Origin of the sequence: Nocardia sp. NPDC059154 (genome assembly GCF_042755705.1) — a bacterium.
Lineage (GTDB): Bacteria > Actinomycetota > Actinomycetes > Mycobacteriales > Mycobacteriaceae > Nocardia.
The window spans coordinates 151,988-177,431 of record NZ_JBHZCS010000002.1 but is presented as its reverse complement, the minus strand read 5'-3'; the positions used below and the strand labels follow the sequence as shown (position 1 = coordinate 177,431).

40 protein-coding genes and 7 tRNA genes are annotated in these 25,444 nt (G+C 62.5%); 1 reads left to right on the top strand and 46 read right to left on the bottom strand.

Going from position 1 to position 25,444, the window contains the following annotated elements:
• Window positions 1-5: 5 nt before the first annotated feature.
• The 13 genes from ACFXN1_RS02835 to ACFXN1_RS02775 all read right to left on the bottom strand — a co-directional run bounded on the left by ACFXN1_RS02835 (window position 6) and on the right by ACFXN1_RS02775 (window position 8,074).
• Window positions 6-1,604, bottom strand: coding sequence for a phage portal protein (locus ACFXN1_RS02835; protein WP_379436270.1), 1,599 nt, complete (start codon window positions 1,602-1,604; stop codon window positions 6-8).
• 60 nt (window positions 1,605-1,664) lie between these two features.
• Window positions 1,665-2,870: a hypothetical protein gene (locus ACFXN1_RS02830; protein ID WP_379436098.1), complete on the bottom strand. Its 1,206-nt coding sequence runs from the start codon at window positions 2,868-2,870 to the stop codon at window positions 1,665-1,667.
• A complete protein-coding gene (locus ACFXN1_RS02825; protein ID WP_379400289.1) occupies window positions 2,867-3,118 on the bottom strand; it encodes a hypothetical protein in 252 nt (83 codons plus the stop codon). The genes ACFXN1_RS02830 and ACFXN1_RS02825 overlap by 4 nt, the downstream gene beginning before the upstream one ends.
• 70 nt (window positions 3,119-3,188) lie before the next feature.
• Entirely contained in the window at window positions 3,189-4,517 is a 1,329-nt protein-coding gene (locus ACFXN1_RS02820; protein WP_379400290.1) for a PBSX family phage terminase large subunit, read from the bottom strand.
• Window positions 4,514-5,002, bottom strand: a complete 489-nt coding sequence (locus tag ACFXN1_RS02815) for a helix-turn-helix domain-containing protein (RefSeq protein ID WP_379436100.1) — start codon at window positions 5,000-5,002, stop codon at window positions 4,514-4,516. Before ACFXN1_RS02815 ends, ACFXN1_RS02820 begins: the two co-directional genes overlap by 4 nt.
• Before the next feature lie 46 nt (window positions 5,003-5,048).
• On the bottom strand, window positions 5,049-5,222 hold the full coding sequence (locus ACFXN1_RS02810) for a hypothetical protein (RefSeq protein WP_379400292.1): 174 nt from the start codon (window positions 5,220-5,222) through the stop codon (window positions 5,049-5,051).
• A 26-nt stretch (window positions 5,223-5,248) separates the two neighbouring features.
• Window positions 5,249-5,986: a hypothetical protein gene (locus ACFXN1_RS02805; protein ID WP_379436102.1), complete on the bottom strand. Its 738-nt coding sequence runs from the start codon at window positions 5,984-5,986 to the stop codon at window positions 5,249-5,251.
• 77 nt (window positions 5,987-6,063) lie between these two features.
• Window positions 6,064-6,360, bottom strand: a complete 297-nt coding sequence (locus ACFXN1_RS02800) for a hypothetical protein (RefSeq protein WP_379436104.1) — start codon at window positions 6,358-6,360, stop codon at window positions 6,064-6,066.
• Window positions 6,357-6,521, bottom strand: coding sequence for a hypothetical protein (locus ACFXN1_RS02795; protein ID WP_379436106.1), 165 nt, complete (start codon window positions 6,519-6,521; stop codon window positions 6,357-6,359). Before ACFXN1_RS02795 ends, ACFXN1_RS02800 begins: the two co-directional genes overlap by 4 nt.
• Window positions 6,518-6,763 (bottom strand): glutaredoxin domain-containing protein, encoded by a 246-nt coding sequence (locus tag ACFXN1_RS02790; RefSeq protein ID WP_379436108.1) that lies wholly within the window; start codon window positions 6,761-6,763, stop codon window positions 6,518-6,520. Before ACFXN1_RS02790 ends, ACFXN1_RS02795 begins: the two co-directional genes overlap by 4 nt.
• The gene (locus ACFXN1_RS02785; protein ID WP_379436109.1) at window positions 6,763-6,909 is read right to left on the bottom strand and encodes a hypothetical protein; all 147 of its coding nucleotides are present in this window, start codon (window positions 6,907-6,909) and stop codon (window positions 6,763-6,765) included. The genes ACFXN1_RS02790 and ACFXN1_RS02785 overlap by 1 nt, the downstream gene beginning before the upstream one ends.
• A gap of 389 nt (window positions 6,910-7,298) precedes the next feature.
• Window positions 7,299-7,841, bottom strand: coding sequence for a hypothetical protein (locus tag ACFXN1_RS02780; protein WP_379436111.1), 543 nt, complete (start codon window positions 7,839-7,841; stop codon window positions 7,299-7,301).
• Window positions 7,838-8,074, bottom strand: coding sequence for a hypothetical protein (locus tag ACFXN1_RS02775; RefSeq protein WP_379436112.1), 237 nt, complete (start codon window positions 8,072-8,074; stop codon window positions 7,838-7,840). Before ACFXN1_RS02775 ends, ACFXN1_RS02780 begins: the two co-directional genes overlap by 4 nt.
• A gap of 122 nt (window positions 8,075-8,196) precedes the next feature.
• On the opposite strand from ACFXN1_RS02775, the gene ACFXN1_RS02770 reads away from it, so the two are divergent.
• Window positions 8,197-8,718, top strand: a complete 522-nt coding sequence (locus ACFXN1_RS02770) for a hypothetical protein (RefSeq protein WP_379436114.1) — start codon at window positions 8,197-8,199, stop codon at window positions 8,716-8,718.
• Window positions 8,719-8,773: 55 nt separating this feature from the next.
• Here ACFXN1_RS02770 and ACFXN1_RS02765 read toward each other — a convergent pair whose 3' ends face one another.
• The 33 genes from ACFXN1_RS02765 to ACFXN1_RS02605 all read right to left on the bottom strand — a co-directional run bounded on the left by ACFXN1_RS02765 (window position 8,774) and on the right by ACFXN1_RS02605 (window position 25,443).
• The gene (locus ACFXN1_RS02765) at window positions 8,774-8,983 is read right to left on the bottom strand and encodes a hypothetical protein (protein WP_379436116.1); all 210 of its coding nucleotides are present in this window, start codon (window positions 8,981-8,983) and stop codon (window positions 8,774-8,776) included.
• A 263-nt stretch (window positions 8,984-9,246) separates the two neighbouring features.
• Complete coding sequence (locus ACFXN1_RS02760; protein WP_379436117.1) at window positions 9,247-9,597, bottom strand: hypothetical protein; 351 nt, start codon at window positions 9,595-9,597, stop codon at window positions 9,247-9,249.
• A gap of 110 nt (window positions 9,598-9,707) precedes the next feature.
• Window positions 9,708-9,941, bottom strand: a complete 234-nt coding sequence (locus tag ACFXN1_RS02755) for a hypothetical protein (RefSeq protein WP_379436119.1) — start codon at window positions 9,939-9,941, stop codon at window positions 9,708-9,710.
• Between the two features lie 29 nt (window positions 9,942-9,970).
• Window positions 9,971-10,159: a hypothetical protein gene (locus ACFXN1_RS02750; RefSeq protein ID WP_379436120.1), complete on the bottom strand. Its 189-nt coding sequence runs from the start codon at window positions 10,157-10,159 to the stop codon at window positions 9,971-9,973.
• A gap of 160 nt (window positions 10,160-10,319) precedes the next feature.
• Window positions 10,320-10,393: transfer RNA gene (locus ACFXN1_RS02745), tRNA-Phe, on the bottom strand.
• Window positions 10,394-10,628: 235 nt separating this feature from the next.
• Window positions 10,629-10,701, bottom strand: a tRNA-Glu gene (locus ACFXN1_RS02740).
• A 5-nt stretch (window positions 10,702-10,706) separates the two neighbouring features.
• Window positions 10,707-10,788, bottom strand: a tRNA-Leu gene (locus ACFXN1_RS02735).
• Between the two features lie 5 nt (window positions 10,789-10,793).
• A tRNA-Leu gene (locus ACFXN1_RS02730) sits at window positions 10,794-10,867 on the bottom strand.
• Window positions 10,868-10,953: 86 nt separating this feature from the next.
• Window positions 10,954-11,026 (bottom strand) — tRNA-Met (locus ACFXN1_RS02725).
• Window positions 11,027-11,235: 209 nt separating this feature from the next.
• Window positions 11,236-11,307: transfer RNA gene (locus ACFXN1_RS02720), tRNA-Trp, on the bottom strand.
• A gap of 467 nt (window positions 11,308-11,774) precedes the next feature.
• Window positions 11,775-11,845 (bottom strand) — tRNA-Leu (locus ACFXN1_RS02715).
• Window positions 11,846-11,977: 132 nt separating this feature from the next.
• Complete coding sequence (locus tag ACFXN1_RS02710) at window positions 11,978-12,685, bottom strand: tRNA(His) guanylyltransferase Thg1 family protein (RefSeq protein ID WP_379436122.1); 708 nt, start codon at window positions 12,683-12,685, stop codon at window positions 11,978-11,980.
• A complete protein-coding gene (locus ACFXN1_RS02705) occupies window positions 12,682-13,200 on the bottom strand; it encodes a hypothetical protein (RefSeq protein ID WP_379436123.1) in 519 nt (172 codons plus the stop codon). Before ACFXN1_RS02705 ends, ACFXN1_RS02710 begins: the two co-directional genes overlap by 4 nt.
• Window positions 13,197-13,460: a hypothetical protein gene (locus ACFXN1_RS02700; protein ID WP_379436125.1), complete on the bottom strand. Its 264-nt coding sequence runs from the start codon at window positions 13,458-13,460 to the stop codon at window positions 13,197-13,199. Before ACFXN1_RS02700 ends, ACFXN1_RS02705 begins: the two co-directional genes overlap by 4 nt.
• A complete protein-coding gene (locus tag ACFXN1_RS02695; protein ID WP_379436126.1) occupies window positions 13,457-14,071 on the bottom strand; it encodes a hypothetical protein in 615 nt (204 codons plus the stop codon). The genes ACFXN1_RS02700 and ACFXN1_RS02695 overlap by 4 nt, the downstream gene beginning before the upstream one ends.
• Window positions 14,072-14,341, bottom strand: coding sequence for a hypothetical protein (locus ACFXN1_RS02690; protein ID WP_379436128.1), 270 nt, complete (start codon window positions 14,339-14,341; stop codon window positions 14,072-14,074).
• Window positions 14,341-15,330, bottom strand: a complete 990-nt coding sequence (locus ACFXN1_RS02685) for a DUF5131 family protein (RefSeq protein ID WP_379436272.1) — start codon at window positions 15,328-15,330, stop codon at window positions 14,341-14,343. Before ACFXN1_RS02685 ends, ACFXN1_RS02690 begins: the two co-directional genes overlap by 1 nt.
• 5 nt (window positions 15,331-15,335) lie before the next feature.
• A complete protein-coding gene (locus ACFXN1_RS02680; protein ID WP_379436129.1) occupies window positions 15,336-16,286 on the bottom strand; it encodes an AAA family ATPase in 951 nt (316 codons plus the stop codon).
• A complete protein-coding gene (locus ACFXN1_RS02675; protein ID WP_379436131.1) occupies window positions 16,283-16,624 on the bottom strand; it encodes a hypothetical protein in 342 nt (113 codons plus the stop codon). The genes ACFXN1_RS02680 and ACFXN1_RS02675 overlap by 4 nt, the downstream gene beginning before the upstream one ends.
• On the bottom strand, window positions 16,621-17,718 hold the full coding sequence (locus tag ACFXN1_RS02670; protein WP_379436132.1) for an RNA ligase: 1,098 nt from the start codon (window positions 17,716-17,718) through the stop codon (window positions 16,621-16,623). The genes ACFXN1_RS02675 and ACFXN1_RS02670 overlap by 4 nt, the downstream gene beginning before the upstream one ends.
• A gap of 48 nt (window positions 17,719-17,766) precedes the next feature.
• The gene (locus ACFXN1_RS02665; RefSeq protein WP_379436134.1) at window positions 17,767-18,522 is read right to left on the bottom strand and encodes a metallophosphoesterase; all 756 of its coding nucleotides are present in this window, start codon (window positions 18,520-18,522) and stop codon (window positions 17,767-17,769) included.
• Complete coding sequence (locus ACFXN1_RS02660; RefSeq protein ID WP_379436136.1) at window positions 18,519-18,890, bottom strand: cyclic-phosphate processing receiver domain-containing protein; 372 nt, start codon at window positions 18,888-18,890, stop codon at window positions 18,519-18,521. The genes ACFXN1_RS02665 and ACFXN1_RS02660 overlap by 4 nt, the downstream gene beginning before the upstream one ends.
• A 150-nt stretch (window positions 18,891-19,040) precedes the next feature.
• Window positions 19,041-19,205 carry a hypothetical protein gene (locus tag ACFXN1_RS02655; RefSeq protein ID WP_379436137.1) on the bottom strand — a complete coding sequence of 55 codons (165 nt, stop codon included), beginning with the start codon at window positions 19,203-19,205 and terminating at the stop codon, window positions 19,041-19,043.
• Window positions 19,202-19,501, bottom strand: a complete 300-nt coding sequence (locus ACFXN1_RS02650) for a hypothetical protein (protein WP_379436139.1) — start codon at window positions 19,499-19,501, stop codon at window positions 19,202-19,204. The genes ACFXN1_RS02655 and ACFXN1_RS02650 overlap by 4 nt, the downstream gene beginning before the upstream one ends.
• Window positions 19,498-19,650: a hypothetical protein gene (locus tag ACFXN1_RS02645; protein ID WP_379436140.1), complete on the bottom strand. Its 153-nt coding sequence runs from the start codon at window positions 19,648-19,650 to the stop codon at window positions 19,498-19,500. Before ACFXN1_RS02645 ends, ACFXN1_RS02650 begins: the two co-directional genes overlap by 4 nt.
• 240 nt (window positions 19,651-19,890) lie before the next feature.
• A complete protein-coding gene (locus tag ACFXN1_RS02640) occupies window positions 19,891-20,307 on the bottom strand; it encodes a hypothetical protein (RefSeq protein WP_379436143.1) in 417 nt (138 codons plus the stop codon).
• Window positions 20,307-21,977 (bottom strand): TROVE domain-containing protein, encoded by a 1,671-nt coding sequence (locus ACFXN1_RS02635; protein WP_379436145.1) that lies wholly within the window; start codon window positions 21,975-21,977, stop codon window positions 20,307-20,309. Before ACFXN1_RS02635 ends, ACFXN1_RS02640 begins: the two co-directional genes overlap by 1 nt.
• Window positions 21,974-22,198: a helix-turn-helix domain-containing protein gene (locus tag ACFXN1_RS02630; RefSeq protein WP_379436146.1), complete on the bottom strand. Its 225-nt coding sequence runs from the start codon at window positions 22,196-22,198 to the stop codon at window positions 21,974-21,976. Before ACFXN1_RS02630 ends, ACFXN1_RS02635 begins: the two co-directional genes overlap by 4 nt.
• A 774-nt stretch (window positions 22,199-22,972) precedes the next feature.
• Window positions 22,973-23,629, bottom strand: a complete 657-nt coding sequence (locus ACFXN1_RS02625; protein ID WP_379436148.1) for a hypothetical protein — start codon at window positions 23,627-23,629, stop codon at window positions 22,973-22,975.
• Entirely contained in the window at window positions 23,626-24,138 is a 513-nt protein-coding gene (locus tag ACFXN1_RS02620) for a hypothetical protein (protein ID WP_379436149.1), read from the bottom strand. Before ACFXN1_RS02620 ends, ACFXN1_RS02625 begins: the two co-directional genes overlap by 4 nt.
• A 43-nt stretch (window positions 24,139-24,181) precedes the next feature.
• Window positions 24,182-24,397: a hypothetical protein gene (locus tag ACFXN1_RS02615; protein ID WP_379400318.1), complete on the bottom strand. Its 216-nt coding sequence runs from the start codon at window positions 24,395-24,397 to the stop codon at window positions 24,182-24,184.
• A gap of 268 nt (window positions 24,398-24,665) precedes the next feature.
• On the bottom strand, window positions 24,666-24,800 hold the full coding sequence (locus ACFXN1_RS02610) for a hypothetical protein (RefSeq protein ID WP_379436151.1): 135 nt from the start codon (window positions 24,798-24,800) through the stop codon (window positions 24,666-24,668).
• Window positions 24,801-24,897: 97 nt separating this feature from the next.
• The gene (locus ACFXN1_RS02605; protein ID WP_379436152.1) at window positions 24,898-25,443 is read right to left on the bottom strand and encodes a hypothetical protein; all 546 of its coding nucleotides are present in this window, start codon (window positions 25,441-25,443) and stop codon (window positions 24,898-24,900) included.
• Window position 25,444: the final 1 nt, after the last annotated feature.

The following is a 25,444-nucleotide window of genomic DNA, read 5'->3' as shown; positions in this document are numbered from 1 at the left end:
GCCTCCTACAACCCGTCCGCCTGGTCGGCCTGATTGGAGGTTTGGGGATCAGGGTGAGTCCCGAAGTCGCCAGGCGTGTCAACGACGGCGTTCTCCAAGGCGTTCTCTTCCTGGATCCGCTTGACCTCGTCGGCCACCTCGTCATTGCTCCAGTTCGGGTTGAACATTCGCACAGCGGTCTCCGTGGAAATCGCCTTAGCGGCACGGAGATTCGAGATCGCGGTCGACAGAGACACAGGATCCTGGTCAACGCGCACCGGGAACTTCATCTCAGGATCCGCAGTGAGCCCATAGTTGTGGCCCTGGCCGTAGACCACGGCGTCCAGCTGCAGGGCAGTGGTCGCCAGCGGCTGCATCGCAGCCTGCCAATACAGGATCTTGCGATTGCGGGTCTCGTTCGACTTGTTCTTGCGCGCAGACACTTCCGTCGCGGTCATCGCCGCAGCGTCAGAGTCGTCGAAATCAGCAGCCGAGTACCCGCAGGCGCGCAAGATCTCTTTGAGAAGCTTCTCGCACGTCTTCGCGTGCTCCTCCACACGGATCTGGAACTGCTGCGCCTGGACGAGCTGCTTGGATACACCGTCGTTGAGTTCCATCTGATCGGACGGGACCCCGGTGAAGATATGCTGCTCCGGATCGAAAGCGGCGCCCTTGCCAGGGCCCTGGTCTGCAAGCAAATCTTGAGCCACGAACAGGCGGCCCTTGGCAATGTCCAAATCGCGCATCCAGCTCGACCAGGCTTCGTCGAGGCTGTCGAACAGTGGCTCGACACCTTCGAAATCGCTGCGACCCAGCGCGCTCAGCTGCGGCGTGTTTCGCCACTTCCGCGCAGGCTTCACGTTCGGCACATAGGCGGCGGTCAAACCTTCGACGCCCGTATCTATTCCGGCTTCCTCATCAACCAGGTCGGCGGCCCAGGCCGTGGCGTCGAGGGAGTCCAGCGGCATCAGGCGACCGATCGACCCGTCATCTCCGACATAGAGCGCGTGCTCGATGCGGCCGGGTGAGTGATGCTCGAGGTGCCGCCAGGTGCCGGACTTGTCCTTGCCGACAATGCTCCAGAAGGTGACCTCTTGCAGATCCCCGTACCGCCAAATCGGTATAGCGCTGTCCGGGGCGACAGCGGACAACTTGACCTTGTCCGATACGCCTTGGTCCCACCAGAGCCGGATGAAGACGCCACCCAACGCCGCCTGGATCTCAGCCGCCTCCAAGAAGGTCGCGACAGTTCCCGCGTCATCAAGCAGATCGTTCAGCCGATCCTGAGCGCCTTCTAGGTCGCTCGCGTCGCCTTCGCTAAACAGCCAGCTCGGCGGCTGCCCGAATAGCAGATCCGCCGAAGTAGTGGCGATATCCGCCGGGGCCGGCACATGCAAACGCTTGGTGTCCTGCAAGACTGGGCGGCCCCACCACAAGCGGCTGAGCATCCCGACCACGCCGCCCCGCAGCTGCGAGGGCCGCGGCGCGGGGATCAAATAGTTGGGGTTGCTGTAGATCGATTGCAGGGCGATCGTGTCGCCGCTCCACCATGAGCTGTAGACGCCGTAGTCGTCGTAGGCGGTGTCGTGCGGCTTGGGAGGCCATACCCCCGCATAGTCGGGCATCGCCACAGGGCGCCTCCAAGGAATGGGTTAGCGCGCGGAATCTGCTGCGGCGCTGTGAAGTTAGAAAACGTTGAGGTTCGACCAGCCTCGCTGGTGGTGTTCACCGACGAGCAGGCCGAGCATGCCGGCGGGTGACCACACACCGAACTGGTTGAGCATGTACTCGGAGGACCGCTCAGCTTCGAGGGCGGGGCAGCCGAAGAGGGTCCGCCCTTCGAATTCCTGGCAGTAGAAGTGGTGATAGTGCGCGGTGAAGAACAGCGAGGTTGTGCCGAGCTCTTCAGTGCGGCCTAGGATTTGGCGCTCGATGGCGTTGCGGGTTCGGACTTCGGTTGAGGATCCGCGACCCTTCTCGATGTATCCGTGGGAGAAGTAGCAGTCGACGCCGGAGAGGTTGAGCGTCACCGCGGGGTCACCAGAGCCGATGTGCCAGTCGATGTGCGGGCCGACGCCGTGGGCTTCGAGCTCGTCGAACAGCTTCTTGACCTGCCGAGCGATGTGCGTCGATGCGTTGTCGCCCTGCGAGGTGACGGGCTCCTTGCTGCCGTTGCGAGTCCATTCGCCGTGATTGCTGATCACCGAGGACACCGTCACGGGCAGGCCAATTCGAGCGGCCTCTTTGATCGTCCATACCCGCAGGTCGAAGTCCAGCTCAAGCTGTCGAGACTGGTTCAACTCGATCGTGTGGGGCTGGTTGCCGTAATTGTTGCAGACACCTTCGGTCTCATCGCCCATGAAAGCGACGTGAATCCCAGTGATGTCGTGTTCGGCTCGAAGTGCTTTGGCAGCGACTAGGTGTGCGCGTACTCCGAATCGCCAGTTGTGCACGGCCTGCTCGGTGCCCTTCTTCCCAAGTTGCGGATCCGCGACGAGAAGCACGTAAGTGCCACCGCCCGAGGCGGGTTCAGCGGCGGGAAGGGGGTTCGAGACCAGCTCGTGCCGCCACATGTCCACGATGGCGGGCGAGATGTCGGTGGATCGTCGACGGCGGAATCGGGCGCTGTAGGAGTACAGCTGCACCAGGTCGCGTCTGCCGTCTTCGAGTGCCTTGGACTGCTGCCACGTCGACATGCGGACGGTGTCGTCGACGACCTCGAACTCGTCCGCGTTCAGGTTGAAGAGCGCGAAGACCGTTGTCCAGTCGTCATTGATCGGTGAATCGACAACGACGTTGTTGACTGTCGCTCCGTCGCTGGTGACGTCGATCGAACCCTTGTTGATCGGCTCACGAGCCGGATCAGATGCGAGTGCGTCTGCCAGGCTCACGCGGCGTGCTCCAACTTGAAGCAGGAGCAGCGTTGCCGGAAGTGCTGCCGGAAACGGGTTTCCGCGGCGCCGCATCCGTTACGGACGGCCAGGCCATGAAGATGGGAGACAGGCTTGCCAGCAGCGAGAAACTCGACGATGGCTGCTCGGTCCCGGTCGTCCAGTGTTTCGATCCAAGCACCGGTCTTGCAGAATTGCTTCTGATTTGCTTCGAGTGCTGCTTCGCGCATGTCGTCAGCGAGGGACACGTGGTTCTCTCCTCGTTTCGGTTCATGCACAGTGTATTTGCGGACGCAAACCCGCCAATTTCGCTGTTTGCTATGCCGCGTCCAGATCGGGGTCCTGGAGCTGGCGGCCAGGTAGCGTACCCAGTTTGATGTGCCGGCGCCATTTACGTTCGGCAGTGACAAGTAGATACCGGGTGGCGTCGATGCCGTGATCGTTCAGTTTGATCACTTGGTCTTTGCCCTCGGCGCTGACCTTCCCATCCCAAACGTATGCCGGGATCTCTTTCAGCAGCTCCGGACAGCGGTCAGTGAACTTCAGCCGGCCCGCACCGATCAGGGCGATCATCGTGCGGATCCCGTAGGTGACATCCTTGTTGGCTTTGAGCGAACTGAGACCGTCTTGTTTGAGCTGCACGCGGAAGTCCGCGGCTGAGGAGTCGACAACGACCGATCCGGTCAGACGAGGCGGGTTGTCGGGGTCGTCGCTGGGATGGTGGGCGGTGTCGATCCAGTCCCGAATACCTTGCGACAGCTGGACGTTGGACCATCGCACGGATTCGTTCGACGCCTTATACCGCCATTCGTCCATGCAGTACAGGACGTCGTCAACGCCGTGGCCGATCATCACCGCATGGGTGGGATTGGTTGTGCCATGGTCGACTCCGATGCCGAGAATCCACCGCATCTGCGGCAGATCCTCCCATGCGACCACATGTAGGTCGGGATCGAAACTGTCGAACACCGCACCTTCGGCTGCCACCCATTCACCGCGGATGAACCGCTTGTAGAACACTCCGGTGAATTCGGCCTTCTTGCGTGCGATGTAGTCGGCACCGAGCTGGGGGTTGTCGTCCATGTAGAACTGGAAGACCTTGACGTCCATCCCAGGCTCGCCCGCGCGGTCCATGAACTTCTTCTTCAAATAGTGCTCCGGGTTGTCCGGGTTCGTCGTCGCCAGACAGCGGGCTCCGGGCTCAGACAAGCGGCCCTGCAACTGTGTCCAGAAGTTCTCCGGAATCAGGGTCGCTTCGTCGACCATCGCCAAATACGCGGTGGAGCCTCGAATTTTCGCTTCTGCCGCTTCGTCGTTGGCGCCGACGAGGTGCACGACGCGGCCCAGAATGACCGCGGTGCTCGAGCCTCGCGTGTGGTGCACTTCCTTGGCGAGCAGCCCGTAGAGCTTCTCGTTGCGCATCACCTCGAGGATGTTGCGCTCGATCGTCTGCAACGTCCGCCCGATGATCAGGATGAGCGCGCCTTCCGGGGCGGACTCGACGGCGATGAAGAACGCGAGGATGGAGGCGATTGTCTTTCCGGAGCGGATTGCGCCGGTCCAGATCGTGATCGACGCTGTCTCGCATCCGACGATGGATGCGATCTGTTTGCGCGACATGGGGATAGGCAGTTCTGCCAGGTTCACGCAGCATCGGCCTCGTCGGATTCAGCGGCCTCACTGTCGGCAGCCTCGTGCGCCGAGTGGAGGGCGTGCAATACGTCGACCAGTTGGCCGACCATCGACTTGGCTTCCCCGCTGACGTTGCCCTTGGCGTCCGCCACGGCTTTGAGTTCAGCAGCCTTGTAGCTGCCGGTAAGCCGGGCGCGTTGGTCGATGATCGCGAGGGCGCGGTCGATCTTCCAGGTGTCGCCGTGGGTCGCGTCTTTCCAGATGCCTACCCACATCGCGTCGAGGCGGGACAGCTCGATCTGCAGGTATTCGTCGGCCTTCTCGCGGGTGATGTCGGCGAGCGCGTGCTGGATGTAGTCGGAAATGGTCGACTTGTGCAGCCCCATTTCCTCAGCGATTTGAGTTTGATTCAGCCCGGACAGGCGCAGTTCGAGCGCGCGTTTGCGGCGCTGCTGAACGTCGTGCACTTCTTCGACAGGCTTGGTTTTCTTACGTGCCATTCGGCGGAACCTCCAGGATGCGCGGCGGCTCCTGGCCGGTCCGCGATCAGGTGGTGGGAACGGCTGCCACCTGGGCAAGCCGGGAAACAGGCACGATCAGGGCGTGCCCGTTGGTGAGTGACGTGATGAGCGCACGTCCACGCTCGATGCGGGTGATGCGGTAACGGCCGCGGCCGTCGAAGGTCACCAGGTCGTTGGATCCAAGCACTTCGTGGCGCATTGGCCGTCACCAATCATCAGAACGAGTTAGGCGGCAAAGCCTTTGGCGGCTTCCCACGTCTTGAACGCCGCCACCAGGGCAGCGTCAGCAGCATCGGAGGGAGCCGGCGTGGGCGCTGGTACGGGGCTGGGCGCCACGGTCGGGAATGGGCCGGGCTGCCCGGTCAGCGCCTGGTAGTTCGCGTTGAGGCTGGCACCGTCGATCGCAGCGGGTGAAACACCCTGTGCAGTCAACCAATCCAGGTCAAGAACCGTCCAGACCTCATCGAAGTAGCGTTGGAAGAAGTCGACACTGAGCTTCTGGGTCTTGCCCCACGTGACGCAGGTGAAGCTCGAAGCGTCGTAGGCGCCGATCGGGACGCAATGGCCGCCCTCGACGCGGGACCGAGGGACCACAGTCCACGGCTTGCCCGCGTTGAACTGATCCATCGCGCTGGCAGGGAAATTCATGCCCGTGTAGACGGCACCGAAAAGGCTGATACAGGCGCGGATCGTAGCCAAGTCGGTGGCCTTGATCTGCGCGTACGCGGCGATCTTGTTGCCGCCGACACCGGTTGTGTGCCAGTACTTCAGGGCGTCCTGGAGGGTGGCGCCGACGTCGGTGGACGGCTGGCCAGGTCGGTATCCGGAGATGGCCTCGTACATGGCGAGCACATCACTGTCAGCGACGGGCGCGTCCTGGTGCTGCCCGTACCAGTTGATTTGCTGGGCGACGTGTCCGGCGCCGGCCGCAGTGCAATCGCCCAGGCTGTCGTTCAGCGACACGGGCCAGGACGGCACCTTGGACAGCCAGTCCGCAGCCGCGGGTGGGGTGTAGCCGCGCAGGTGGTCTGAGGTGATGATCAGGCGTGCGGGGCGTGGGTCGTGTGGGAGACGACCGAACGCAAAAGTCTGAGGCAAGACGTTGAGACTCTCAGGAGAATGGTGAACGGATCAACCTGGCGGGGTAGGAGATTCGCGAGGTGAAGAGCGGTGACCGCGATCGCGGTTCGGGTCATGACCGGTCTGCGTTGGATCGCGCGGTCGACACCTTCGGATAGCAGTTCACCGGGTGGCGCGATCAGTTCTGCGCCGACCACAGCCGCCCCGACAGCAAGCCAGAGGTCACCGGATTTGATCCGGGCGCGGAAGGTGCTCATCCGTCCTCCGTGTCGTCCTCGGGGATAAGCACGATGGGCTGCATCGGATTCTGAGAGATCGCCGACCAGAGAGCGGTGACCAGATCGGTGGCTGAGACTTGGACCGGTTCGGGTGTCTCGATGTGGAGTTCGAACCAGAGAAACTTCAGTCGAAATTTCATGGGAACTCCGTGCCATCGGCAACTGCCTTGGTGAGCTTGTCCGGCGAGTAACCTGTCCAATGGGTTTCTCCCGCAACAACAACCGGGGCCTGCGAGTAGCCGAGACTGCGAATGTAGTCGAGAGCGTCGTCGTCCTCGGTGACGTCGACCTTCCGGTAATCGGCGCCGAGCGCGTCGAGCTTGCGAATGGTTGCCTTGCACGGCTGGCAGTTCGGGCGGCTGTAGACAGTGATCTCCGGCATCAGGCGTCGCCCAACTCCTCATTCAGTTGTTCGATGCGTCCGTGCGCGCGAGTAGCTTCGGCGGCGAGCGCGTCCAACGCCCGCTTGACTTCGTGCTGCGCGTCCACTATCCGTCCGACGGCCTCCGCGATTGGATCTTCGATCATTGGAAGCCTCCGGGCGTTGCTGCTGGATATTGTTTGAGGCCCGCCGCGGCGCGGGGTAGCGGGCCGGCGCGGCGGGCTGGTCGCGGCGCCGAGGGCTGCCTGCGACCCGCCACCTAGAAACCCTGCCCCGCCGTGATGCGGGTGGCCCCTTGCCGAATGGGGCACGAGGGTGGTGGCGAAATCTGTTAAGCTTTTGGCTGAACGCCCCAGTGATAATTCGCCTCTGCGTTACGCAAGCGAACTCGCCTCTACTGCGCCTCTGTCAAAAAGGCACGCGAGATACGCGCACTGGGGCTTCGCCATTTCTTGCGGTAGGTGTTCTCTGGGCAGCACCGCCACTACCACTGCGTTACCTCGATGCACGAGGTCGCACTACGCGTATCGCGCAGTTAAGACTTGTTGCGCTGGTCGGAGAAGTCAGACCAGCTGACAGTGATCGAATTGATTTCGCCTGGGGCGCCGACGACGGCGATCGCGGTCGCAGGTTGATACACCAGCTCGGAGAGCATCAATGACGACCGCTGTCCGTTCTCGTCCACTGTGAGGTGGACGTTCTCCCCACGATCAACGAAGGCATCGAGGATGTGCTTCATGGCAGGGTGGTCGGTCGCCAGTTCGGTCCAGGATTCGCCCTCGGCGAACGTGTGAATCAGGTTGAAATCCTTGTCCCACAAACGGCGAATCGCCTGCTGGGGCTTGATCTCGTGCCCGATCTTCACGACGCGGGCGAAGAGGGTAAGCGTCACCTTGACTGGCTCTTCTGCATTCACAGTGACGCCGTGCACGATCACTGGATCGTCGGCGGGCGCGAGTACGCGCTTGCCGTTGAGGCGGATCTCGTTCGGGACCACGACGCCGCCGGCACCGTCACGGCTCGCACGGGAGGTCTTCTCGATGATCTCGATGTCAACGCAATCGGGAATCTCGTTCACTTGCCGCCTTGCTTCCTATGTTGAGCCGAACCTGGGTAGTAATGGAAGACCTCGTAGAAGTACTCGGTCGCCAACCCGTTCGCCTTCTCGATCGACATGTATTGCAGGAGTTGCGTTCTCAGCGCCCGCCATGGAGTAGGGCTGTCAGCCCACTTGGCGAGACCTGGACCCGCCAACCAGTACTCGTTGAGGTCCTTCGACGCACCAACCGTGCCAGGTCGTTGATCGACCACGACTCGTCGCCTCCTTCGCGGTTGAAACCACCTCGATGGATCTAGCTCAGCGCCAAGGGTTTTCGTCCTGAGCCTCGTCACACCTTCGCGGACTTGTGACCCATTGCGGCTACCCTGTGCACGTGGAAATCACAATGGACAGGTACCGCCAGCTCACAAAGCTCGCGACGACGCAGAGTGGGCAGCACTCCAATGAGGCACCCAGCGATGTCGTCTGTGCCGTCGCAGCTCTTGTTGGAGATCGAGACGTCGAGGCCAGCTACATCCGCTACACCCCAAACGGAAAGAGCACGGAGTGGTTCGGGCTGTGGATCATCGGCGGCGGCCTCGCTCACGTCAGCGTCACGTATCGGGAACAGCAATGGACCGCTATCCGCGAGCGTGATCAGAGCCGCGGACGGTATAGCAAACCTACGCAGGTCTGCAGCTGGTACCGCTCGCTGGACTCCATCGACCGACTGACCTATGGCCAGGTCCAGGGGTACCCCACTGGAACTGAGGAATCCTTCAAACTCTCCGGCGACGTGACGCTTCACTTCCGCGATTCATCCACGCCGATCACACTTGGCTACGGTCCCGCCCACCAAGACAGCGCAGACGAGTTGCTTCTGAAGCTGCGCGACTGGGTCGGGCAGCAGCGCTGAAGCAGAAGGAGTGCCGGCGCTCGCTTGGTCAGCAAGCGGGTCACCAGACTCTGCGTCAGGCACTCCTTGCAGGTAGCTCGCCATCGAGATATGCCGCCCACCAGCCGCCGAACGGGATGTAGGGCGCGTCGTGCTTGAAGTAGTAGGCAGGCTCACATGCCGCGTCGTCCCAGTACTCGCGCGGGTCGGCCTGCTGGCGCTCGGAACGCCGCCAGTCACGCTTCTCGCGGCTCCGGCCGTCGCGGACGCAGCAGCGCGCGAACACGACCAGCGCATCATGCCTGACATCCCGGCTCCTGTCGGTGATGCGAGATATGCTCGCGGTGCTGGCTGATCCGGGTCCAAGCAGCCGGGTAGGTCAGACGTCACACTCGCTCCAAGTCCCGGAGCAGATCCTGCCTGAAGCCGCTCCGACAGGGGCGGCTTCAGTGGTGTTCAGGGCGAATACATCGCAAAAAGATCACCGCAGGTCAGCGACTCGCAGCGCCCACCGCGCCAGACAAATCGCAAAGAAATCCCGCCGAACCGCTAACGAGCGATGACCCAGGGTAGACCCGCGCGGGGAGGGACATATCCAGCGGTGTTGTACACGACATCGTGAATCGGGGTGCCGATTTCACGCTCATAGGTCTGCTCGAAAACGTCCGGCTTGCATGGGTAGAAGCCCTTGCTGTCCCGGATAACCCACTCGCCGCAGTCGAGTGGCACCGATGTCCGGTTCGCGTCGATATACAGCATCGTCGAATCCCCATCGGGGTCGACCGCCTTCCACAAGCGCGCGCCCCACTCCGCCAGCTCGTCAGCGTTGTCGCCGGTCCACTGCATCGCCTCAATGACGATGGGACGCTTCCGGTAGCGGCCGGCGGTCACCAGGACCACACGCCGATCGGGGCTTCCATGTGCAACTCCAGAGTGCGGATCGGCTGGTGGCAGAACAGGCGGACGATGGCGGCGAAATCCATGGGGGCTCCTGGCGGGAGTAGTGGTTGTCAGACGCGAGGCGGCCAGTTCCAGTGGCCTGGCGTCGGTTCATCGGCACGCCGAACGGCGGTCTTGAACGACGCGCCGTTGGGATAGAACACGCACAGGTCGACGTAATCCGCGCCGGTATGCGCGGGGCCTCCAACGCCAGTCACGAGGGCAGCGAGCGGTTCGGATAGATACTCGCCGCCCGGAGTGCCGAAGGACTGGTAGTGAACGATACGACCGACCGAAGGGGTCACCTATTTCTCCTGGCTTGGAATGGGTTTCGCTACAACTGGATCGGGTCGCCGATTGTGGCGCCGTTGTCCTCGCGCTGCGCCCAGAAAAGCTCTGGGCTGCCGTTCTCGTCGAGGAACAAGATCCATCGGCTACCGTCTGCCCGTTCGCCTTCGATGAGGCCGGACCAGTCACTGGTGATCGATGGGTGCGCGTAGCGTTCGACGCGGATGTTCTTCATAGATGCTCCTGAAAAGTGTTGCCGGAACATCCATCCGGGCTAAAACTGGGTGTGAGGCCGAATTCCCGAGCGACCTCTACTCAGACCGAACCTACCCACCAGCAGGGCGTCCCGGCTCTCTGTTGACCGACTGGCTTCTACAGTCGTCTGGTCATATTGCCGAACCTGGCAGGAGTCGAACCTGCGACCTCTCGTTTTTCAGACGAGCGCTCTGCCACAACTGAGCTACAGGCCGAGAACCCGCCGAAGTGAGGAAGCTTCCGCTCTAGCCTTGGCGGGCCTAGTTGTTCGTGCAGGGTTAGCCGATCACGGCGGTCAGCACGGCGATAAGGACCTTGCCGGCCAGTTCAGCGACGCCGACCCAGTCGATGGCGGACGAGGCAGCAGAAAGAGTAGGCAGCATTACGGGACTCCTAGATCAGGGGAAGACAACTCGGGATCGAATGGGGCACAGTGCAACAGCGCACAGTGGCCTCGATGGGAATTGAACCCACGTGGCCCTGAGTGAAAGTCAGGGTGCCTAACCAGCACAGCACGAGGTCATGAGTGCGTAAGGAGGGAGTCGAACCCTCAAACCCGAAGGCGCTGGAGCCTAAATCCAGTGCGTATCCCATTTTCGCCACTTACGCGTAGGTGCCCTTCCCGCGATTCGAACGCGGAACTACCGCCTTTTGAGAGCGGCTCCTCTACCCGTTGGGACAGAAGGGCTCGGTCCGGCTGGATGGAATCGAACCACCTGTGCCCGAAGGCGGGAGGTTTACAGCCTCCGTGCACACCATGTGCTCAACCGGTCGATGCGATGGCCGGATTCGAACCGGCGACCTCACGGGTTATGAGCCCGGCGAGCTACCACTGCTCTACACCGCAATGAGGCGGACGCCTGCTGTTTCTAGTGCTGCGCAGGTCGTTTACAGGCACCCATCCGCCCAAGGGCCGCCCGCCATGTAGTCGCCCGCCGAAGCGAACTGGGGAGTCTTACCTCCCTGCTCGGCATCCCATGGTGCCGCAATAACGTGTGCGGCGTGGAGTGTATGCCACTGTTGCCCCGACGACTCTCTGTCGACGGACCGCACTCGCACGGACGGGAAGGATCGAACTTCCGACGCGCGGTTTTGGAGACCGCCGCTCTGCCACTGAGCTACGTCCATTCGCGGGTTCGGCTCACCAACCGTCCGGATGGCTGCCGAACCCGTCTCGCAGGCTACGGGCCTCGCCTGAGCGAGTGATCCCGTATCCCGCTTCCGGCCCCTCCGCGAAGAGGCCAGCAAAGCACGCGCGTTATCCCGGCGATCAACTCGGGCACCGCAATTGCGGCGGACTTGAGACGCGCCCCTCAAGCTCTTTCCAATGTCCTCGGGGGGAGGCCGAAGCCCAGCGTTACCCGAGGCGAAGTAGAGAGGTGGGGAGTTTCCTAGGCTCCGACCGGGGCACGGACCGTAAGGATAGGTACCCGGTGCTGCGACTTGCCCGCTGAGGCATCGGTTTCAGGCCGCTAAGCCCTCCCCTATCAGCCACTTGGCCGTCAGGTTCCCGACATCGCACACATTCGCGGCCCGACCACGCAGGTAGCCGCTCACTCTGTCACCACCAGCACAGCTAGCTACGCTGCGCTTTGCTCCCCGCCCTGGAATCGAACCAGGTACATCCCGCGTTTGGGCGGGCGCTCTACCAGTGAGCTAGCCGGGAACTTTGAAGTTGTTGCCGCAGAACACCCCTCAGCCGGGACGCCGACCGGATTTTGGATAGAACTCTGGCAAGAGTTCACGGTAGCAGCCGCTTTCCCGAAAACCGCCGCCTGAGATAACAAATTGATAACGCTCAACCCGCGAGGGCTGAGACTCCCGCCTCCCCGTCGCGAATCACAGCGTCGAGGTACTGATCGATCGTCTCGTACGTGAACCGGTCATGCCGAACCGTCTTGTTCTTCAAGATGATCGAACCGTTCTTCTCCTGACCAGACAGATCAGCCCAGTTCACGCCCTTCTCCAGCATCAGCATGTCGTGCAACTGCTGACGGTTCTTGCCGTGGCATTCCTTGTGGGAGAAGTGCGCTCGCGCCAACATCTGCAGACTGTTCCGCTCCCAGTCCTGCTGCCGCCACACGAACATGTTCGGCACGTCGTCCCGCGGCACCACGAACGCCCGCGAATCGAACGCTGCCGGTTCCGCGTAGTTGCGCATGGCCAGGTTGAAATGCTTGGTGAACAGGGAGGCCGACAGGGACACAAGCTTGTTCAGCTCGTACCCGAACCAGCCCTTGGTGTCGTGGCTATCGAAGTCGGTGAGCAGGAATGTCGTCTCGTCTGACTGGACGTAGCCGAGCTTGAAACCCTGCATCTCCCGCGCGGTTCCGACGGCGGCCGTGACCATGGCGTCCATCAGCGTGTGGTCGAACGGCGTCTTCATGCCGCGGGTGAACGTGTGGAAGGCTCTGCCGTCCACGCGGATGATCACACACGAACGCGGTGTGAGTTTCTGGTTGTACGGCGCTTCGTACGCCTTCATCCGGTCACCGAGAGTGGTCATACCGTGTTCTCCAATTCCTCGACGCGCTCACGCAAGCGCGCGACCTCTGCTTCCGCCTCTTCACGCAACTGGTGCGGTGACTTACCGCTCTTACGTTGAACTGTCAGCACGAACCGCTCCCCCGTGTCCGGGTCACCGACATGCATCTCCATCTCCAGGTAGTTCACCGCGGACGGGTTGTCCGCGAACATGCGAGTAGCGAGCAGCCCGACCTGGTACTTGATCTCCTCCGGCGTGGATACCGAGATGCCGTCACGCACGCTCGTGAGAAGACCCTCACGCTCGGACTCCAGATGGACCTTCGCGGCTTGAATCTTCTTGCGCGAGGTCGCGTTCTTGTACCGCGCGGCATCGGGAATCCGCATACGCATCACCTCGCGCCCGTAACCGACATGGCCAGCGTTATTGTCGACAACCGCGCCGGGGTAGGCAATGTCGATCACCTTGAACAAGGTCGCGAACACGTCCATCGGCAACGGCAAGCCAATGTCGACAGTCACGTAGTCATCGGTCATGCCGCCTCATCTCGCGTGTGAGTGACGTTCCGGACAGAGGTGATCTCGTCGGCAGGCGCGTACAGCAGTAGTTTCCAGCGCCCTTCGACTTCGCCGTGAAACGTCCATCCGCTGCGCGTACGCGTTGTCGTCTCGCCCGAAAACAACCCGAGAATCGCTTCGTCCGGAGGCAGGAGCACCTGGTGCGCTTGGATGTACTCGATGTGGCCACTCGCCCAATGGATCTCGTAAGTGTCGAGCGGACCATAGTCAAAGCTCATACCGCGACCTCCCATCCACCGCTGGCGAGCACGCCCGCAACGTCCGGCGCCGACCAGCCGGCCGGCTTGAGCACCTTCCCACCTTCGTCACGGATCACTTTGCCGTCCACCAGCTTCCGCATGTTCGAGGCGTGGACTTCCTTCCACAGCGACTTCAACGGCAGCTGCAGGACCGCGGAAAGGACTAGGCACGCGTTGATGAGCAAGGCGATGTAGGCGGAAGTCAGTTTGAGGTCGCGTTCGTTCGCTACCTCGACGAGTCGCGCACAGAAGTCCGCGAGATTCCGCGGGCGAGGGGCATCCAGCACTTCGTCGTAGCCTTCCCAGCATGGCGCGCGGCGAACGTCTGTCAATAGCCCGACGCGGCGCAGCTTCCGGGGAATACACCCGACCCGCAGCCCCAATCCTGCTGTCACGTATATGGTGTCGACGATCCCGTCCGCGGTCGCCACCATGTCCCGAGCCTCAAGGCCAGCGCACAGTTCGGCGACTTCCTCGGCTATCAGCCGGAGCGCGAGGTCGACATCCTCGTCGGCTGGCCAGCCAGGCGAATCCAGGATCGCGACATCGAAGGCTCGGCTGAATTCCGCGACATCTGTCCAGATCGTCATTCAGGCCGCCGCTTTCGTCGCTTCGAGGTCCGCGTACGTCATCGCGCGCAGGACACGTTCGTGCAGGGTGTTCAGGATTCGGCGCACCTCCAGCCAGTCGCCGCGAACGAACGCCAGCTGCAACTGTGTGCCGAGCGCGCCGATCTCGTACTGGACGACCGCGATATCGGTAGAAGTGGGGTGCTTCCAGAGGCGATGCGCCTCCAGCCGGTCAACGTCCACTACCGCACCCACAGACAGGACCTGGTTGCACTCAGTGCATTTCGCCATCAACGCACCTCACTGATTCGAGGCTCGGGGAACTGATCCCAGATGTAGCCGCCGAGCGTGCGCCCGGCCGCCTTCTTGCCGACGCGAGCCATCAACGGCAGGAACCCGTTTCGGCCACCGGTATCGAACACATGCTCGCGACTATTCGGCCGAGGCGTTCCCGTCTCCCGGCGGTAGAAGCCGTTCGGCACCCACTCGCCCCATTGCTTAAACAGGAAGGGCACGTCGGCCTCGACGCACTGATCACGCAAGTCGCGCGCCCAATCCGGGTGCATCGGACGGGCTTTCGGCCCTGACTCGCCGCCCACGATCACCCAGTCCAGACGCGGCCCTACCGTGAGCGATCCGTCCTCGGCGAAGCTGGGTCGGCCGTTGAGCCAGTAGGTCAGCCGCGGGCGGTGCGCTCCGGAGGCATCGAGAGGGCCGTGGAGGTCGATCGGTCCGAGCAGCGGTTCAGCGCTGATGAACCGGACAGCAGCCGGCGTGTCGAGCAGCGCGGGGATCCGGATGTCCGCCCACTTCTGGTTCTCGGTGCTCACACCCAACCAGACATTCGGAAGCGGCCACGGCGCATCGTAGAGAGCCGTGGCTGTCTCCTCGTCCGTCGCGCATTCGAGCAAGTTCTGCCCAGCGTCGTCGAGGAGGTAGCGCATCCGGCCATGCCGTTTGGTGAGGATCTGGAACGTGTGCTGCGGCGCGGCGGCCATGGCGGCGAACACGCGCGCGATGTACTCGCCGGGAACGCTGTTGTGGAACAGGTCGCTCATCGAGTTCACGAACACACGCCGGGGACGCTTCCAACGAAGCGGCTGGCTCAACCGCTCCGGACGGAGCGTGACTTCAAATCCGTTGGGGAACTGCGGTGTACCAGCAAACCGTTTGGCGATGGTCTCGGCATAGCAGTTGTCACACCCAGGCGAGACCGGATCACAGCCGGTGACCGGATTCCAAGTCTCCTCGGTCCATTCGATAGTCGTCTTACCCACGATTCACCTCAGAAGTCGTCATGGTCGGGGATGCCGGCGCGCAGCAAAGGGACACCCAGGCGGTGCCACAGTCGGCACACCTGCAGGCGGTCGTCGAAGACTCCGAGGATCCGGTACCGGTCACGAACCTTGTCGAACAGCTCGTTTTTCGCGATGTAGTCCGGCCGCTTGTCGCCATCGGCCCGCATGTGCATCTCGGTCGACGGCGCGGCTACACGCTGCAGCCAGTTCGCTGTCGCGGTGCGGCACCATTCGGGCCGACCGGTCAGTTGCAGGATCGCGGCGTGTGGCGCCAGCTTCTGCGCTATGGCAACCACGTGAGGGTTCGGCTCATCCTCGCCCACGCGGTCGTATTCGTGGGGCCCGCGGGTGACCATGCGCGCGAGAGTGCCGTCGATGTCGAAGATCCACGCCGGCGGCAAGCTCTCGTCCGGCACGTAGGCGCGCGGGTAGAAGAACAGGTCTGGCGATGGCGTGATCTCTGGCCACTTGCTGCGCGGGAACTTACGCCCGAGCGCGCGAATGGCCTCCTCCCCCACTGATCGCCCGCCCGCGGCTGCGCGCTCATGGTCGCGCGCAACGCATTCATCGACCGTGGCCGCCAGGTTGATCACTTCGAAGTCGGCGCCATTCAATGCCGCGAAGTTCGCCCAGCCGCGCGCCCAATAGGCGCGCAGGTTCATTGCATCCACGAACACGTCGTAGCCCGCGGCGAGCAAGGCTTTCGCCTGGGCGCGTTCGGCTTTGGTGATGATCTCTTCCTGCGCGGGATCCAGTCGACCATGAGCACCGAAGAGAGATGCGCGGGCGTCGTCGCGGGACACGCGCGCCAAGCGAGGGTTATCCGCACGCATGCGCGAGTACAGGGTGGACTTGCCAGCGCCCGGGTAGCCCCGCGGCACATAGACCTTCGGGCGGCGTGGAGCAGCGATGACATCGGCGAGAAGTGTGGTAGTCATCGCAGGCCGACCCCTTCGCTGGTCGGGGCCGTGTCTTCGATGATCAGCATGCTCGCGCGGTCGACCTTGATGAAGCGGTGAACGGCGCTGTCGCCCTTGCCTTTCGTCAGACGGAACCCGACGAAGGTGTTGTAGTTGCCTTTGCCGCGGACTATATAGCCCTTCCAGTTGCGTCCACTCGTCGATTTGAGCCACTCCCACACGACCTCGGTCGCCGCGATCAGCTCGGAGGCGGGGATAGCTCCAGCAGTGTTCGCGCCTTCGCCGACTGTGGCTCGGTAGGGCGTGAAATTTGCTCGCGAACGTCGTCCGCTCAGGACGGAGAATTCGACACTCATGCCGCCTCCTCGCTGTTCCACATGCGAGCGTCACCTTCAGGGCGAAGCTGCTTCCACACCTCTTGATCGATCTGGTGCCACGGGAACAACAAGTTCTTCATCGAGTCAGGCAGATCCGCGATGGCCAGTGCGAACTCCTTGCGGGCATACGATCGCGGGAGACCGACAGATCGGGAGATCTTCTCGTACGCCTGGTCAGCCTCGATGCAGGTGTTGTCATGGCGCGCTTGGAGGTCGTCCCACACATCGGCTACCCACTGGTGGAATTCGTCAGGCAGATCGGCGATCAGTTCCTCGAACGGGCGTCCGGCGGCTGCGTGTTCCCACACGACCTTCTCCGACAGGCCCGTGACAATCCGGTGCAGTCGGATGTACTCGTCCAACTTGATCTTCACGCGCAGGTCCGAGTTGAGGTACCGGATCACGAACCCTTCGGCGTTGTCTCGCACCGGAGCGGCCAGAGCTTCGCGAAGGGTGGCGTACTCGAACCGCTGAACCTTGCGGCCGGGCCAGTCGACCTGCTCAGCCGGCGTGAAGACCCCATCGGCGTTGCCAACACGGCCGAGCAACACCAGGTCGCTGAAGCCGTAGTTCACGACGATGCGGTTCTCGGGGTAGATGATCTCGACCAGGTAGGTACTGTCTGCGCAGATCACGAGATCCAGGAGCTCGTACCGACTGGCGTAGTTGAGCGTGAAGAACTCGGTAGCCCACTTCGCTTGCGGTGATTCAAACGACCCGCGAGTGGCGATAACCGGCTGATCGTCGTACATGAACAGCACGCCGAGTGAGCCGTCCATTTTGTCCGTAACCTCGACTGGCGCATCGAGATCCAGGTCCGGCAGGTGCTCGCCTCGGTACTCGGTGTCGTTGAAGAACTTCCGGAACGGCCGCGCCACAACGGTTCCCGAGTCGTCGACCACGAGGCCGCGGCATTGCAGTGTGGCGTCGTTCCACACTCGTTCGTACTGCGCGGAGTCGTTGTAGTTCAGGATCCGCAGCGGAAGTGTGGGGTGGCGACGCTCTTTGATGTACCCGCGGTCGATCATGTCGGCGAGAAGGTCCAGCCCCATCAGTTGCTGAATGTTGACCATTCCACCACAGTACAATGCATTGCATTGCACTGTCTAGCGTGCACTGCGCTACTCGAGGTGGAAGACCGCCATGTTGTCCGTCACAGGCGCGGAGTCGTCCGCGAGGATGTTGACCAATGTCCGGTAGCCGTGGGCGATATCGTCGAGCGGCGTTGTAAGCCTGCAGTGATAGTGGCCGGCGAACAGGTGCTTCGGCTGCACCTGGTCGACTACGCGGCGGAGAAGTTCCCGATGTTGTTCGGCGGCTTCGATTTCGCGGGCCGGGAATCCGAGAGGGTTGCCTTCGATGCAGGGGATGCGGACGCCGGCGGGTACGTCGTGCGTGATCATGACATCAGCTGGTCCGTCGTCGGTGGCGCGTTGCGCTTCGGCGATGCTGATGGTTTCGCCAGGCCACCATTCGCGGCCAGGTGTACGCCATGGCCGGTCGACCGAGTGAGCGCCGCCGAGTGCAAGGAACTGTACGCCCGACCAGGTCCACCTGTAGGTGCGTGGCAGGTAGAAGATGTTCGGGCGCAACGGGATCGCTGTTCGCCCGTGTTCGGTGACTAGCGCGCTCAGCCGCTCATGATGATCGTGATTTCCGTCGACCCAGCCGAGGACGAGTCTGGTGTCCTCGAGTGCGCGCTGGACGGCCGCGAAGAAGTTCGGTCGCATGTCGAATGCGAAGTCGCCGACGTGCAGGATCGCCTGAGCGCCTTGCTCGGCCGCCCAGCGGATTGCGCGTTTGGCGTGGTGCTGGTTGGCGTGCCAGTCCCCCGCTATACCGACCTTCGCTGGATTGAGCTGCTCCCACGAGTTCACGCCGAGGTCCTCTCGATCGGGTCAACTGGGCATGTGCCCCAGTAGTTGCAGCCGTAGCCGCGAAGGGTTCCGGGCGGTGCGTATCGGCGGGCCATGCCGACGAGCCAGTCCTGGCCCCAGGGGTTCGCGGTGTGGATGTAGAGTTCCGCTGGCCACCAGTTGTTTTCACACATCCACAGCATGATCGGCCGTGTTGTCTCGTCCTCGTACGTCGCTATCGAGGTGCCGAGGTCGTGATCGAGAGACAGCAACTCAAGCGGGTGACCGCCCATCCGGAGTCCGTTCATCACCGCCATCGCGGCCCCACTAGTCTTCGCCAGTAGCCATCCGTCAGGGGCTGGTCGCTCATCGTCGACGAACAGGTTCATCAGTCCAAAACCTCGATCTCATCGGCCCGATGCAACCGTCGAACAGGTTCATCGCAGTCCGAGAATTCGATCAGTACGCATATTGCGGCCGGACCGACATACTCGACGATCCCCACATCGGTCCGGGTGCCGAACGGCACCCGCACCCGATCACCTGGTTTCATCGGCTGGAACCAGCGCGAGCAATGCGAGCACGTCATGACCAAAGTCGGCGATGTGCGGCAGGCCAGGTTTCGGGCTGTTGTTGGTGAGGGCGATGTCGTACTTGGCGACCAGGTCCCAAATGCCGTCCCAGAATGCTTCGGTCGGCGTCATCGTTCGATCCGTCCGTAGGTGGTGCGGATTCGCTTCCAGCGTGCCCAGAGCGGATCGTTGACGTAGGGGTCGCAGTGCGGGCTGCACTGGCAGCCGCGCAGGTTCCGGAACTCCCACAGCGCGATCACAAGCGCGTGCACGCCAAGCGGGAGAACGAGCGTCTTCCGGTAGTACTCGTCGTCACTGAACGACGGCAGAACATATCTGCACCAGCCAGCCCATCCAGGACCAGGTGCGCCCATGTACAGGATCCACATGCGCCCCTTGATGGAACGGCGGGTCGACTTCCAGTTCACGCCGCCTCCACTGCGAAGTCACGGACCAGGCCATCTGCAATGTCCATCGCGCGGGCCCACGTACCCACGAACGCGTACTCGTGCATACGCGCATCCGGCAGGGTGAGAAGCACAGCCCAGCCCTGCGTGCGTCCGTTGATGGCGCGCACAGAGCGGACCTGAATGCGTGTGTATCGGCGGCGACTACTCCGTATCATCGGGCCACTCCCCCATAATCGCTTGGTCGTGCTTGTTGCAGATCCACGAGATCGGCTGCGGCACGGTCGGACACACCCACCGCCAGCCGGTACGGCGACGCAGCACCAGCCGGACCTCGTAAGCCGCGTGCGCGAGGTTGTCAGCGATGCACCAAGCCATCGTGCGGCGGCTACAACAGATGAAGATGCTGGTCACCAGATCGTTGGCTTCCCATTCGGAGTCAAATAGAACGTGCTGCCCGCCAGCATGGTGTGCCGGCCATGTGGCTCGGTCGGCACTGGCATGAGCGGCTTGCCGTCTGACCACAGGGTCACGGCCTCGATCACGACTGTCGGGTTCTGGTGGACCTCGGTGTAGCGTCGCCGCAGTTGCCACCATCGCCGAGGAACAGGAACACGGCGCGGTGGCGCGGGATCGAGGTGCGAAAAATGCCATACGACGTCCCCGCCTTCCGAGAACTGGTACGACTGAGGCATTCCCGTCCCGAACAGCAGATTCTGGTCAAGGTTCGGCCCCGGGTCACCGTCATGGAGCTTGAACTCGACCTCATCGCCAACCTGCTCATCCAGGCGGCGCTGGCGGTCCTTTCGGATATGTCCGGACAGCATTACGCGGCGGCCTGCTCACCGAGCAACCACGGCCAGGCACCGTCGTGTCCGGCTTCGAGCAGCGGAATCAGCTTGAAGCTCGCGTCGCTGAGGCCGCCGATTGTGTGCCGGTACGGTCCGCTCGCCGTGTGGCCTGCCTTGTAGCCCGCGAGGTTCCACGTGTACAGCGGTGTCTTCTCGGGCAGTGCGCGGCCCACGTTGCCAGTCGCGTGCGTCTGCTCATCGGTCAGGATGATGACGCGGTCGTGGCCGTTGAAGTGTGCGCGCAGAGCACCAGCCGTGTCGGTGCCGCCGCCGAGGAAGTAGCCGCCTGCCTTCCACCGCTCGACAGCCTTGAGCAGTGATTCGCCGTCCTTCGTGGGAAAGGTCTTCGACAGCGGAATGTCGTAGTACCCGTATCCCTTCGGGCCGGGCGCGTACCCGCGGAACGCGGCCGAGTAGGACACGACGTCAGCGTTTGCGGCGCGGCGCGCGACAGCGAGACCGAATACGGTTGCCGCGTCCCACCGTTGGAGAGTGCCGTCCTTCGAGAACGTCTCGTCCATCGAGCCGCTGGTGTCGATCATGATCAACGTACGGCCGTGCAAGGCAGAGATGTTCGCAAGCGACGCATCGAGCGCCTGCTCCAGCGCCCACGCCCACCGCAACGACGGCGCCGCGTTATAGGCCGACAAATAGCGCATAGGCAACTGACGGCTCTTCGCAACCTCGGCCGGGTCGGCAAGCTTGGCTGCTACCGCAGCGGCGAGCGCGTTTGACACCTTCGCTTCGTCGAAGTTCCGGAGGTTACGTAGGAGGGCCATGTAGCCCATCGACGGGATGATCGCCTCCCACCGCTTCGCCGTCCACGCGCCACCGAGCAGTGACGGCAGCGCCTCCCACGTCATGCCCGCCGCGTTGAGAGCATCAGCCGCGCTGCCGTGGAGGTCGTGGACACCGAACAGGAACTCCTCAGCCCGCTTCGGGCCCAACGCGCGCAGGGCAGCGTTGTCGCGCACCATCAGCAGCGACGCGGGGATATCTTTGGCGCGGTTGTGGCGGCGGTCGAGGGCATGCTCGTACAGATCGCCCTGCTGCTTGTCGTTCGAGAACGGGTGGACGAGGTCGATGACATCGGCGAATCGCCAACCGTGGCTAGCAGTGTCGTACTTCAGCATCGCGTACTCGCTGTACAGGCGCTGCACCGCATCAGCCACACCGCGGATCACAGGCTTGGGCAGTCGGCGCCCGTAGTTCGAGGTCCAGTACGCGAGCATCTCCCCCGGTTCGTCGGCACGCTGCAGCACAGACCGGATGACTTCCCGGTTGCCGCCGTGGATTCCGGCGTCGATGCGCGCTTTCACGTACTCGGCCGCTCCGACCAGAGATGCCGAGCGCAGGTTCGCTTCAGGACCTCGCAGCCACCACAGCAGTCCGCGCGTCCATTCGCCATCCTTGACGGCCATCTTGCGGATCAGGGTGCGGTAGCGGTCATCTCGCGTGAGCGCGTCCTCGTAGGTGGTCGCCTCGCCCACCATATTTGCGACCGCGAGCAGGAAGAGTTCGCTGCGGGCGTCTCGGCGGGCGCCATCTCCACCTTCGTGGGTTTTGATCTGCTTGCTGGCCTTTGTCTTTATCGGGCCGACCGCGACGTTCGCTGCGCGCGTGCGGGTGGTGTTGAAACGGCTCATGCTGCTACCTCGACTTCTTCCGGAAGATGCGCCCACAACGTGCGCGCCGCAATGGCATAGACCGTGCTCCTGGACACAGCGAACTCATCAGCAAGGGATTTCGCCGAGTAGCCAGCCGACCGCTTCCGCCGAATCAGGTAGACCTGCTTTTCGGTGAGTTTCGCCTGGCCGTGCTGATCTCCATGCACGGGCGCGCCAGGCGGCTTTCCCCGAGAGATCATGTCCTGGACGTTGTCCGCTTGACTGCCCCAGTCCAGATGGCTTGGGTTGCAGCACGGCGGGTTGTCACACGCATGTCGTGCGACATCCAGTAACTCCCCCGTCTTGATGTAGAGGACAAGACGCGGTACTGACCACACTCGATTTCCGATCCGAACTCGTCCGTAGCCGGTCCGATCGTGAGCGCGTTTCCAGTTCCAGCACTCAGTTTCTGGATCTATGTCGCATTGCTCACGCACCTCAGCAATTGATGTCTCTAGCGAGAAGGAGAGTCGCGGCGAACGCAAAAAATGCCTCCCAACTGGTTCCTGGCTTGTGTTGGGAGGCAGTCAGATTAGGGTGCTGACATCAAATTGAGGTAGGTATTTGCGGGTTCGAACCGCGGCTCCCAGTTTGTAGCTGGGAGTTTCATCCAAAGAAGTAACCCACGCCTTCGGACCAGCACCCGTTCTGAAGTTCTCCCGGATCGTCCCGGGTTGCCTTGGGAGGCATCACAGGAGGCGCTGACATCAAGGGCGAAGTAGGTGACGTTGTACGTGTGCCCGGTACACCACACCCAGCGTTTCGGCTGGGTGGCGGGAGTTGAACCCGCTCTACGCGCTCCTCATGCGAAGTAACCCACTTCTATCGGACCAGCGCCCTGTGAAGTTGTATCCCGAGGTCAGGTCGCGGACGGCGGGTTTCATTGGAAGTGAAGTATCCGTCCGCTTCGCACCGGGATTCGATGCTGAGTGCACTCTACACTACTAGATGCAATGCATGCAACTCGCGCGTTCCTACTCCAACACACCTTCGGGCAGACCGGCGCCGATCAGCTGAGCCAGCATCGCGAAATGCTCTGGCGCCCAGGTTGTCTCGCACGAAATACAGCGCGCTGAGGACCGGTCAGCCTGCAACACATACCGCCGCACCTGCTCCCCCGACCCATCATCAGCATGGATCATCGTCTCGCCACACGCTGGGCAGGCAGCCCGCAGCTCCCACATGTGCGTCACCTCGGTCGGCAGCAGCACGCGGGCACGCTCTACCCACGCCAGGACCTCACGCTCCATCCGCCGCAACTCCCCCACGTCCTGCGGCCGCCACTTGTAGTCGACAAGCGCATACAGCCGACGCGCTGTGAGCGGGAGAGACGCTGGCTCGGCGGGGATTTCGGGCCACCACACTGCTACGCGTTGATCGATCCGGATGACAAGCGAGATCGCGTCCGTCCAGCCGGGCGCGGTCGATGCCGGAGCGGGCCGGATGAACGTGTCCTCGATCCGTTCGCCGTGTCGGGCTTCGAGGAGTTCGGTGTAGAGGCTGCCGCGGACGATGCGCTCCGGGCCGTGGTCACGTTCGATCGTGTCGGGGCGCAGTCCGATGAGCGCGTGCACGGCATCTGCGAGAGCGGCCTGGGCGCCGGCGAGTAGTTCGCTTGTCGCTTCGGTCATCCGTGGAGGTACACCTCTCGCGCCTTCAGGACGCGCATCACGTGTCGTGCGTCTTCGAGCGCGTTGTGTTGGCCTTCGGTCTGCTCGGGCGGCACAAACTCGGGTGTGAGTTCGAGTGCCTGCTGAAGGTCGTGGGTCCACATCGGTATGCCAGCGGGAAGGTGGATCATGGATCCCCAGAGTTGGCAGAGGGCGACGTGGTCGTAGGCCGAATGGTCGGCCCACAGTTCAGGTTGCGCTGAGCCGGTCAGGAATTCGCGCACCTCGTTTGCAATCACCCACTTGGGTTTCACGAGGGTCGACGTCTTGTCGATGACGAAGGACCACCGGAAGCCTGTAAGCGTGGAGGGCTTAAGAGGCTGGCCGCCGATCAGCGGCAGCGTGGATACGACGTGACTGCAGAGCCAGTTATCGTTGCGGATGGCGTCCCAGGGTGCCTCCGAGTTGACCGCGTAGTATTCGCGCCCATCCTGGCCGACGATGCCGATGGAGATCAGCTCGATCGTCATGCCGTTCTCAACGAATTCGGTGTCGTAGGCGTAAATCGTGCGGTCAGCGTGCAATGTGTGCCTCTCTCCGTGTCTTCTCGATCTTGGCGGCGATCTTGGCAACTTCGTCAACGGACGCGTTCAGCGAGATCGACGGCGTGGCGATGCTTTTCGGTGCGTTCCGCGCTCGGTCAGCGCGTCGGAGGTAGTAGACCGTGAGTCCGCTGCACGCCAGGATCGCGATGGCCAACAGTAATGTCACGATGTCGACGAAGCTCATTCTGCGCTCCCTGTGTTGTCGCCGAATCCGAGGTCGGCGGGTGTGATCGGCCGGTTGAAGTGCTGCAACGCATGAACGTTCATCAGGGCGCGAATGTCGGAATCGACGAGTGGCGGCCCTGACCACATTTCGCATCCGTGGGAAACACAGTGGATGTGCTGCATCTGGGAGCGGCTACGCATCGTCGATTCCTTCACCGCCGGCGGTGAGCCAGCGAAGGAGCGCCGGCGCGCCCAGAAACCACGCCACCACCACCGCGAGGGCGCAGCTAATTGCAATCCGGTTCATCAGGTTCGTCCTCCGAGTTGAAGTCATCGGAGAAGACCGTCTTCGTTCGAATAACGTTGCGGAACAGGTGATCACGCTGTTCGCTGAAGTCGTTGCTTTCGCCGCTCAACGTCATTTGCCGACTCCTTGCCGATGTTGATCAGAGAGTATCGACGGAGTCAAACCAGAAAGCGCGACAACGCAATAACGTTGCCGCGCTTTGAGTTGCTGAACTATCCGTACGAGCAATTCAGGTGCCAAGCAGGCCCACCATCGGGAACCTGCAGTTCAAGAACCTCGATGAACCGCGCGAGATGCTCCGACCACTCTGGCGCTAACTCGAGCGGCGCCAGCTGGATCGATCCCCAATCGCTGACGCGCTGCACGGACGCTTTCACGCGTACCGCCCACGTCGGATCACCTTCGGAGTAGCCGTACTGATCCAGCTCGACGGGCACGCTCGCAAGCAACGTGGCACGGTGATTCCGGTTAGCGGCGTAGACCTGGTACGCCTCCGAGTTCCGTTCATACTCGGTAACGAAGACTCGCCAGTCGACGAATGACAGGTCTTGGTGGTCCGATCGATTGGGGTGATCGGCTGGCATCGTCATGTGCTCCCACCCCAAACGGCGCGCGAGCTCTTCTTTCCAGTCGGCGGTTTCGCCGGCGTTCTCGGCTTGCTGCCACCATTGCGGGGCGAGGGACTCCCACGATTCGTGGTCTGTCATGCCGCCGAGGTCGTAACCCCAATACAGGTCAGCGCTCGGGCTGTGGCCCATT